This is a genomic window from Bacillus cereus group sp. BfR-BA-01356 (assembly GCF_022663635.1).
GTDB classification, from domain to species: domain Bacteria; phylum Bacillota; class Bacilli; order Bacillales; family Bacillaceae_G; genus Bacillus_A; species Bacillus_A cereus.
The window spans coordinates 17,948-28,501 of the sequence record NZ_JAKUFX010000078.1; the positions used below are offsets into that span (position 1 = coordinate 17,948).

Below are 10,554 nucleotides of genomic sequence, written 5' to 3' on the forward strand. Positions count from 1 at the left end.
AGTGCATAGAAAAAGGGGGCGTATTGTACGCCCCTCATCTTACTTATCCTCTGTAATATATGCCCATTTATAGCTGTAGTCTCCACCAACTGGATGGTGAACAATACCTTTTACTTTCTGTCTTTGAACGATAGCATCACCACGTTGATATAATGGTGCAATTACAGCATCATCAAGTAACATTTTCTCAGCTTTTAGTAAGCTATCCCAACGTTCTTTCGTTTTCGTTAATAGCTCGCCTTTACCTTTTTCTACAATTTCATCATATTTTGGATTTGAATATCCAGTTTGGTTATGAGGACCATTTGTAACGAACATATCAATGAATGTCATTGGATCTAAGTAATCAGGGCCCCAACCAGCGTAAGATAAATCATAATCTAAATCTGATTCTAATTTTAACTTTTGTTTAAACGGTTGATTTTTCAAGTTCACTGTTAACCCTGGTAAGTTTTTCTCAAGTTCTCCTTTTAAGAACTCCCCTACTTTTTTCGCATTATCGCTATCGTAGTTTAATAGCTCAATCGTTACTTGCTCTTTTCCAAGTTCTTTTTTCGCTTTTTCCCAATGCTCTTTTGCTTTTTTCACATCTGTTTTTAAAATATCTCCGTTATCTTTACGGAAGTCTTTTCCATCTGGACTCTTCGCAAATTCTTTTGGTACTAAGTAATCTGCCGGTGTAGATCCGTCATTTAAAATAACGTTCGTTAAGCCTTTTTTATCATATGCCTTTGCAATCGCTAAACGTAAATCTTTGTTTTTTAATACTGTATCTTGCCCACCACGTTTTTGGTTTAAACGTAAGAAGAACGTTGATGGTGTTTTTTGTGTATAGAAGTCTGGATTTGATTTATATTTGTCAACCATTTCAGATGTAAGTCCCGCACGATCGATTTGTCCACTTTCATATAAGTTTACACGTGTACCGCTATCTTTTACTACGTTAAAGTTGATTTCATCTAACTTAACTGTTTTATTATCCCAATATTGTGCATTTTTCTTTAATTTCCATCCTTCTTCATGTTTCCAGTCTGTTAATGTAAATGGTCCGTTGTATAACGTTGTATCTGCTTCTAAACCAAATTTTTCACCTTTTTCTTTTACGAATTTTTCATTTAACGGATAGAATGTTCCGAATGAAGTTAATTCTACAAAGTAAGGAACTGGATTTTCTAATTCTACCTCTAATGTGTAATCATCTACAGCTTTTACACCTAACGTATCAAGTGGTGCTTTCCCATCATTAATTGCTTTTGCGTTCTTTAAATCAAACATAATGTATGCATATTCCGCTGCTGTATTTTTATCTACCGCACGTTTCCAAGCAAACACGAAATCCTTCGCTGTTACAGGGTCTCCATTTGACCATTTTGCATTTTTATTTAATGTAAATGTATACTTTTTACCATCATCACTCTTTTTATATGATTCAGCAACCCCTGGAGCTGCCTTATTATCTTTATCAAGTCGATATAAACCTTCCATTACGTTGTTTAAAGCTAGAAACGATACTTGGTCTGTCGCTTTAGCAGAGTCCATAGATGGAATCTCTTGAGACTCTGTTAAATTAAGCACTTGCTTCGCCGCTAACTTTCCGCCTTCTTTTTCACCACTTTTCGGTGTTGTGCTTGCCTTCTCTTTATCTCCTGATCCAGAGCAAGCTGTTAATGCCATACTCATTACTAAAACTGGTGCTACGACCGCTGTCAATTTTTTCATCTTTTTTCTCTTCATTTTTTTGTACCCTCCCCAATTATATGTACGATATTAACATTTAGAAATTCTCTACTAACTTTCGTTATCAGAAAATTCTTATTAATTAATATTCTACTGTTTTTTTAGATTTTGTAAAGTATTTTTGTAAATTTCTAAATATTTATTTTTTTATTATAGTAACTTGCTGTTTTAACTACTATATGAATTATCCCCCGTCTACTATATGTAAACATCCCTTCCCTTATTCCAATCTATTACTACGTTCTATATTTTTCTTATTAGCCTGAGGTCTCTTACTATCATTCATCTGTCTTACTACTTACTGACCTCTCTATTTTCCTCCGATAGAACCTTCCTAATTACCTACCCGATTCTCAATAGGCTAACGAGATTTATTCCCTTATGCATACTAAAAAGCATTTCAAAAGCAGCTCAGCCACTTTTGAAATGCTTTCACTTTATTTTTTTCCGCCATCCTCAGTTACATACGCCCACTTAAAGCTATATTCTGGACTGATGTTATGTTTCACAATTCCTTTTACATTCGGTTTCATTACGTACGATCTTCCTGTTTGATATAAAGGAACTAACCCTGCATCTTCTTCAAGGAATAACTTTTCAGCTTTCCCTAACGTTTCCCAGCGTTTTTTCGCATCACTCATTAATTCATTACCTGCTTTTCCTACCATTTCATCGTATTTTGGATTTGAATAACTCATTTGGTTGTACGGGCTCTTCGATTCAAACATATCAATAAATGTCATTGGATCCGCATAGTCTGGACTCCAACCTGCATAAGAAATTTCATAATCTTGCGCAGTTTCTAATTTTAATTTTTGTTTGAACGGCTGAATTTTTGTATTAATCGTTACACCTTTTAAATTTTTCTCAATTTGATCTTTTACATAGTCAGCAATCTTTTTCGCAGTTCCATCATCATAACTTAGCAATTCAATTGTAACTTGATCTTTTCCAAGTTCTTTTTTCGCTTCTTCCCACGCTGCTGCTCCTTTTTTCGGATTATATTTCAGACCATTTTTAAATGTATCTTGATAATCTTTACCATCTGGCCCTGTCGCAAGTCCTTTTGGAACCAATTGATCTGTTGCTTTTGATCCATTATTTAAAATTACATTTGCCAATCCTTTTTTATCAACTGATAATGCAATTGCTTCACGAAGTTTTTTGCTCTTTAAAGGCGTGTCTTGTCCGTTACGTTTTTGATTTAAACGTAAGAAGAATGTACTTGATTCCGCATACTCACCATATTCTTCTTTGTTCGATTTATATTTATCTACAAACTCTCCTGATAGTAATGTAAAATCAATTGATCCTGTATCATATAAGTTTACTTTCGTTGCAACCTCTTTTACTACACTATAGTTAATTTCTTCTAATTTCACAGTCTTTTTATCCCAGTACTTATCATTTTTCTTCAGCTGCCAACCTTGTTCATGTTTCCATGAAGACATAACGAATGGACCGTTATACACAGTTGTATCTGCTTCTAAACCGTACTTATCACCTTTTTCTTTTACGAATTTTTCATTTAATGGATAGTATGATGGGAATGCTAATAAATTTAAGAAATACGGTACCGGTTTTTCTAATTCTACTTCCAGCGTGTAATCATCTACCGCCTTCGCTCCTAATTCAGTTACAGGTTTTTCTCCTTTATTAATCGCTTCCGCATTTTTAATATAGTAAGCAATAAATGCATATTCTGCCGCAGTATTCTTATCAAGTAAGCGCTGCCATGCGAAAACGAAATCTTTCGCTGTTACAGGATCACCATTTGACCATTTTGCATCTTTTCGCAGTTTAAACGTATACTTTTTACCATCTTCACTTTTCGTACTAGACTCTGCCGCAGCAGGAATTGGCTTGTTATCTTTATCAAGGCGATATAGGCCTTCCATCGTGTTCCCTAAAATTTGCGCACCTAATGTATCAGTAGATTTAGAAGTATCCATCGTCGGAATTTCTTGGTTTTCCGTACGATTTAATACTTGTTTCGCTGCATATTTAATATCAGATTTTTTTTCTTCCCCACTATTTGATGTAGTAGTCGTTTTCTTTTCCCCACCTGACCCAGAACATGCTGTCAATGCAACACTCATCGCTAAAACTGGTACTACAACTGCCGTTAACTTTTTCATCTTTTTTCTCTTCATTTTTGTACCCTCCCTAATTATATGTACATTACCAACCCTTGAGAGACCCCTTACTAAAGATTCGTTTTTCAGAAAATTACAACTAATGTTATTCTACTCTTTTTTTTCGCATTTGTAAATAGTTTAATTTTAAATATTCTGACTTTTATTCTAGTAGGATTTATCCCCCATCTACTATATGTACATACTATACACCTTATTCTCCTCTATTTAACCATACTAAAAATTAGTATTTTAAGCTCACAAAAAAAGCATTTCAAAGTAGCTAAGCTACTTTGAAATGCTTTTTTAACTCTATTATTTTTCAGTTACATATGCCCATTTAAAGCTAAATTCTGGACTGATATTATGTTTTACTACTCCCTTTACATTTGGTTGTAAAACATAAGAATCTCCACGTTGATATAAAGGTACAATCGCTACATCTTCTTCAAGTAATGTTTTTTCAGCTTTTCCTAACTCTTCCCAACGTTTTTTCGCATCGCTCATTAATTCCGTTCCAGCTTTTTTCACCATGCCATCATATTTAGGGTCAGAGAAGCTCATTTGGTTATGAGAATGTCCAGTCTCAAACATATCTAAGAACGTCATTGGATCTGCATAATCCGGATTCCATCCGCCATACGAAATATCATATTGTTGTTCAGTTTCTAATTTTAGTTTTTGCTTAAATGGTTGAAGTTTAATATTAACTGTTACACCTTTTAGGTTTTTCTCAATCTGATCTTTAATATATTCGCCAACTTTTTTCGCATTACCAGTATCGTAGTTTAAGAATTCAATCGTAACTTGATCTTTTCCAAGTTCTTTTTTCGCTTCTTCCCAAGCTGCAGCAGCTTTTTTAGGATTTGGTTTCAAACCGTTTTTAAATGTTTCTTGGAAATCTTTACCGTCCGGTCCAGTTGCTAACCCTTTTGGTACTAAGAAGTCAGCTTCTTTTGATCCATCATTTAAAATTACATTTGCTAAATTCTTTTTATCAATTGATAGCGCAATTGCTTCACGTAATTTTTTGCTCTTTAATGGCGTGTCTTGTCCATCACGTTTTTGGTTCATACGAATGAAATACGTACTCACTTGTGAATATGTGCCAAATTCATCTTTCTTGCTTCTATATTTATCAACGAACTCTCCATTTAATAAAGCAAAGTCAACTTGACCGCTATCATATAGATTGACTAAAGTCGCAGCCTCTTTAACAACACTAAAGTTAACTTCTTCCAGTTTCACAGTCTTTTTATCCCAATATTGATCATTTTTCTTTAATTGCCATCCTTGTTCATGCTTCCAATCTTTAAGAACGAACGGTCCGTTATAGACAGTTGTATCAGACTCTAAACCGAACTTCTCGCCCTTTTCTTTTACGAACTTTTCATTTAATGGATAATATGATGGGAATGCTACTAAGTTTAAGAAGTACGGTACTGCTTGCTCTAACTCAACTTCAAGCGTAAGATCATCTACTGCTTTTACTCCTAATTCAGTTACAGGTTTTTCTCCTTTATTTACTACTTCTGCATTTTTAATCGGGAATGCGATAAATGCATACTCAGCAGCTGTTTTTGGATCTAATAGACGTTGCCAAGCGTATACGAAATCTTTCGCAGTTACTGGATCTCCATTTGACCATTTTGCATCTTTGCGTAGTTTGAACGTATATTTTTTACCATCTTCACTTTTCGTGCTAGATTCTGCTGCTGCTGGAATCGGCTTATTATCTTTATCAAGACGATATAACCCTTCCATCGTATTACCTAGCATTTGTGAAGATACTGTATCAGTTGATTTTGAAGAGTCCATCGTCGGAATCTCTTGTGTTACTGTTCGATTTAACACTTGTTTTGCTGCTAATTTTTCCCCTGATTTACTATCTCCACTAGAGCTAGAATTTGTGCTTGTCTTCTTATCTCCACCTGATGTAGAACATGCTGTTAACGCCATGCTCATTGCTAAAACCGGTGCTACAACTGCTGTTAGTTTTTTCATTTGTTTCTTTTTCATTTTGTACCCTCCCTAATTCTTAACGATAGCTATTAAAGAATTTTCTGATAATTCTGTTTTTCTCTATATATTTATCAGACGATTCTTACTAATTCTTATTCTACTAATTTTTTAATTTTTGCAAAGTATTATTATTGAAAATTTTTAAAAAATTATTTTTTTACAGTAATATTCATAAAAATTCCATACTTTGTTCAAACCTTATTTCGCATTCATACACATTCGTTGTTTTAATCACTTTCATCTCATTTACCACTTGAATACTTGTTAATTATTGCTAATAAATAATGCATATATCTAAAAACATCTTTTCTACAAAAATAAAAAAGTCAGCAAAGCTGACTTTTTACCCGACCATTTTCTCTCTTTTCATTTCCTCTACTACTCTCGTATACTTCTCATCATCAAATTCATTTTCACTTTTCGCAACAACTACAGTTGCAATACCGTTACCAATTAAATTAACGATAGCACGTGCTTCTGACATGAAACGATCTACACCAAGTAATAACGCTAAACCTTCTAATGGGATAACATTCATTGCAGATAGAGTAGATGCTAGTACAATGAATCCCCCACCGGTTACTGCTGCTGCTCCTTTAGATGTAACTAACAAAATAGCTATTATAGTTAATTGTTGACCTAGTGAAAGATCGACGTGAAAAACTTGCGCTAAAAATATAGTTGCCATTGATAAATAAATCGTTGTTCCATCTAAGTTAAAAGAGTAACCTGTTGGAATGACTAAACCTACTACCGGCTTCGAACACCCGAAGTCTTCCATCTTTGTCATCATCCGCGGCAGTACTGATTCTGACGATGATGTCCCGAGAACAATAAGTAATTCTTCTTTAATATGCGCTAAATATTTCCACAAACTAAATTTGTACAGTTTACAAATAAAATTTAAAACAATAAAAACAAATAATGCCATTGTCGCATATACACAAATCATTAATTTACCAAGTGGTATGAGCGTGCTTAAACCATACTTCCCAATTGTAAATGCCATCCCACCGAATGCTCCAACCGGTGCTAATTTCATTACAATTGATAAAATGTTAAAAAATATTTTCGATAATCTTTCAAAAAAGTCAATAACCGGTTGTCCATTTTTCCCTAACATCGTTAACCCTGCGCCGAATAAAATGGAGAAGAACAGAACTTGTAAAATATCACCTTTGGCAAATGCTTCAAACATGTTAGACGGCACGATATGTAAAAAGAAATCCATCCATTTCATTTCTTGTCCGCTTTGAACATATTGTGAAACATCTCCGCCCTTTAGTTTTGAGGGATCTAATCCATCTCCTGGACGTACAACATTCGCTACGATGATACCAATAATTAAAGCCGCTGTTGTAACAATTTCAAAATATAATAGTGCCTTCCCACCAACACGGCCTACCTTTTTCATACTTCCCATACTTGCAATACCTAGCACAATTGTTAAAAAGATAATCGGTGCAATAACCATTTTAATCATATTGATGAATGTTTCACCAATTGGCTTCATTTGTTGTCCAACACTCGGCCAAATTGCCCCTACTGCAATACCACAAATAATAGCCACAATAACTTGGAATGTTAAATTCTTTACGATTCTCATTTTTGATACTCCCCTGTATTTTCATTTCTCCCATACTATTTCAATAATTGCTAATGATATATTCTATGTAATAGCCCCCCTGTTATTTAACTTAAACTATAATTTATGTTACACTATTATCTTAAACTTGAAAATAGTATATAACATTTAAGGATAAAAGACATACTATTTAACATAATAAAAAAGCAGACATTACATCTGCTTTAATTCTCCTCAATCTGTTTTTCACTTAATCCTAGATGTGTTCTAAGAGTATTACTCAAACTCTGTAGATCTTTTTTATTAGGATTATAATAATATACACGTTGCCCGTTTGGGCCATTAGGTAAGTATAAATCATCACCAGCTAATTGTATTTTTTCAACTGAACCGTTTAAACCGTATTTATAAAAAGATAAAATATCATCCATTACTAAATTTGTTTTAAAATCACCATCAACCGCCTCAACTATTTTTTCTAGCTTCGTAACCGATCCTACACTTTTTAATTTACTTAAAATCGCTTCAATAACCAGTTGTTGGCGCTGTCCTCTCATTGCATCACTATCAATATGGCGCGTTCTTGCTAGTGCAAGTGCTTCTTCCCCATTTAATTTTTGTAATCCTTTTTTCAAATGAATCGCATCAGGTTCATCTTTACTATTTTGCTCCGTAAATTCAACTGGGACATCCACTTCAATACCATCTAACCCATCAACAATTTTAGTAAAGGAACCAAAATTAAATTTCACAAAGTAATCAACAGGCACCTGTAACAATTTCTCTACCGCTTCCACAGAAGCTTGCGGTCCTCCATCTTTACCATTTTTAACGAAACCACTTCCATATGCATGGGTTATTTTATCTTTTTTCTTTTCAACTGGAACATATGTATATGTATCACGCGGTATGCTCGTTAATTTCACTGTTTTATCGTCTTTATTAAAAGTCGCTAACAATAATGCATCTGTATGAAATGCACCATTATATTCCTTTTGTCGTTCTTGATTTTCATCAATTCCCATAATTAAAAGTGAAACATGATTTGCAATTGGCTTTACAGATTTCTCACGTAAATTGGATTTTTCACCTCGTGCTAAATTCAAATTAGATTTTTGTACAAGACTAGAAGTTTTCATATATACATAGGCTCCATAGCCAATTCCACCAAATAGTAATACCGCCAGTAGTAAACTTATTATCTTTTTCTTTTTATATTTTTGCTTATTTTTCTCTTCTCTTAAAAATGAATGATTCCCCATTTACTCTCCTCCTGTTTCTATTCATCCAATATGTTTTTCATTTTTTCATATTTAGCGCTATCCTTTTGAAACATACTTTCTTTCAATCCCTTATCTATTTGTATCCATTCAGTCGTAACTGAATATTGAATCAAGCCTTCTTGAAAACTAAGAAATTTCAACATAATCCCTGTATTTTTCTCCACAACCATTTCGAATTTCCCTCTTAAATCTTCAGAGGTGCTAACAGGCATCTCTATGTTTATAACTCCTTCAATTTTGTAGCAATCTAATCCAAGATATTTCGTTTCTTTATAATTCCAATCTTTATATCGAATTAATAAATCTGCGAATTCTGATTGAATACTATATTTAGCTAGCCCTACATATTCATCATCATATCTCTTTTTCTCATCTGATTTTCTCACTAACCTTTCCGTAGGATTTAATTTTAATAGTTCATTGTTTCTTTCTTTCGGGTTCCATTTTGTCTCTTTATAGGTATACTTCTCATCATCAAACTCTTTTTTCTTGCCCTCGTTATATATAATTGTTCGTTTTTTGGCTAGTTTATCTTCTTTCGAAGAGATACCTCTTTGTTTCTCCGTATCAATCGCATACTTATATGTTGTAGCAATTCTTGATGAGCTAGAATATTCCTCAAATTGTCCTGAAATATTTTTAAAATAATCAATAGAATCTAGCATTTTTTGATGAATCTTTTCTTTATCTGGATAATGTACATTCGATTTTATTTCTTCTTCATTTTCATAATCAGAAAACGCTTTTTTCTTTACATATTCAAATACTCCACCATTTTGCGCAAAACTTTGTATAGAAAACTCAGACATAGATACCACTGAAAGTATACAAACCGCTGCACTAATTATCATCATATGAATTTTGTAACTCTTCTTTTTTACCTTAAGATTATGTAGCGTGCCATTAATCTTTTCATTTAACTCTGGAGGTACTATAACATTTTCATCTTTTATTCTCTTTTTTAATTTCTCATCAAATAATTTTTCATTATCCATCCTTTACACCCCCTATTCCATCTTTAATCGTTTTTGTAGTTGTTCCCTCGCACGTGATAATCTTGATTTCACTGTTCCTTTCGGTATTTCTAACAGCTTTGCTACACTCTCTTGATTCATGTCTTCATAGTAATAAAGCACCGTAACAGCTCTTAATTCTTCATGTAACGATTGAATCGCATTACACAAATCTATATCTTCATACTGATCACACGCACTCATAATATAATCATTCTCTTCTGTCACAATTACATTTTTATACGCTCTAATAATATTGTTACACTCATTTATTAGTATTCGAATTAACCAAGTTTGAAAAAATTCTTCTTTTTTTAATTTTTTTATATTTTCATAGGCTTTTAAAATTGTTGTCTGTATCGCATCCTCTATATTTGTCTCATCACGTAACATCGCCTTTGCTATTCGATACATCTTCGCTTTTTCTGTATGTATAAGCGCTATAAAGGCTTCATGATCACCTTTTTTCGCTAAAGAAACATCCGTTTCTTCTTTTACAATCATTTTATATAAAGGGATTACTTTCACAATTGCTCCTCCTGTTTCATCCTCACTTCATCACTTCCAATTTAACTTTACATATATTAGACGTATGAACCTAGAAAAAGGTTCACTTTTTTGAATATTTTTGTAACTAAAAAGATAAATATCCTTTATAAGGATGCAATAACATGCCCATCAACTTAAGAGTGAGCACAACCTGAGCTTTCGACTCATCGGATCAAAACATTCCTAAAATAAAAGCATACTCTTAAAAATAAGCATCTCAAATAAACCCT

7 protein-coding genes are annotated in these 10,554 nt (G+C 33.3%); all 7 read right to left on the minus strand.

Translation table 11 applies throughout. The features are described from left to right. Positions 1–39 precede the first annotated feature (39 nt). Entirely contained in the window at positions 40–1,734 is a 1,695-nt protein-coding gene (locus MR168_RS21965; RefSeq protein ID WP_000823441.1) for a peptide ABC transporter substrate-binding protein, read from the minus strand. Between the two features lie 440 nt (positions 1,735–2,174). Then, complete coding sequence (locus tag MR168_RS21970; RefSeq protein WP_000823467.1) at positions 2,175–3,890, minus strand: peptide ABC transporter substrate-binding protein; 1,716 nt, start codon at positions 3,888–3,890, stop codon at positions 2,175–2,177. Positions 3,891–4,187: 297 nt separating this feature from the next. Beyond that, complete coding sequence (locus MR168_RS21975; RefSeq protein WP_000730167.1) at positions 4,188–5,891, minus strand: peptide ABC transporter substrate-binding protein; 1,704 nt, start codon at positions 5,889–5,891, stop codon at positions 4,188–4,190. A 346-nt stretch (positions 5,892–6,237) separates the two neighbouring features. After that, positions 6,238–7,500, minus strand: coding sequence for a dicarboxylate/amino acid:cation symporter (locus MR168_RS21980; protein ID WP_086412196.1), 1,263 nt, complete (start codon positions 7,498–7,500; stop codon positions 6,238–6,240). Between the two features lie 203 nt (positions 7,501–7,703). After that, entirely contained in the window at positions 7,704–8,741 is a 1,038-nt protein-coding gene (locus tag MR168_RS21985) for an LCP family protein (RefSeq protein WP_000526716.1), read from the minus strand. Positions 8,742–8,758: 17 nt separating this feature from the next. Beyond that, positions 8,759–9,757 carry a hypothetical protein gene (locus MR168_RS21990; protein ID WP_000368242.1) on the minus strand — a complete coding sequence of 333 codons (999 nt, stop codon included), beginning with the start codon at positions 9,755–9,757 and terminating at the stop codon, positions 8,759–8,761. Between the two features lie 12 nt (positions 9,758–9,769). Continuing rightward, positions 9,770–10,303, minus strand: a complete 534-nt coding sequence (locus tag MR168_RS21995) for a sigma-70 family RNA polymerase sigma factor (protein ID WP_006917575.1) — start codon at positions 10,301–10,303, stop codon at positions 9,770–9,772. Positions 10,304–10,554: the final 251 nt, after the last annotated feature.

Coding starts and splice junctions, on each gene's coding strand:
- MR168_RS21965 (WP_000823441.1), bottom strand. CDS start 1,734: ATGAAGAGAAAAAAGATGAAAAAATTGACAGCGGTCGTAGCACCAGTT.
- MR168_RS21970 (WP_000823467.1), bottom strand. CDS start 3,890: ATGAAGAGAAAAAAGATGAAAAAGTTAACGGCAGTTGTAGTACCAGTT.
- MR168_RS21975 (WP_000730167.1), bottom strand. CDS start 5,891: ATGAAAAAGAAACAAATGAAAAAACTAACAGCAGTTGTAGCACCGGTT.
- MR168_RS21980 (WP_086412196.1), bottom strand. CDS start 7,500: ATGAGAATCGTAAAGAATTTAACATTCCAAGTTATTGTGGCTATTATT.
- MR168_RS21985 (WP_000526716.1), bottom strand. CDS start 8,741: ATGGGGAATCATTCATTTTTAAGAGAAGAGAAAAATAAGCAAAAATAT.
- MR168_RS21990 (WP_000368242.1), bottom strand. CDS start 9,757: ATGGATAATGAAAAATTATTTGATGAGAAATTAAAAAAGAGAATAAAA.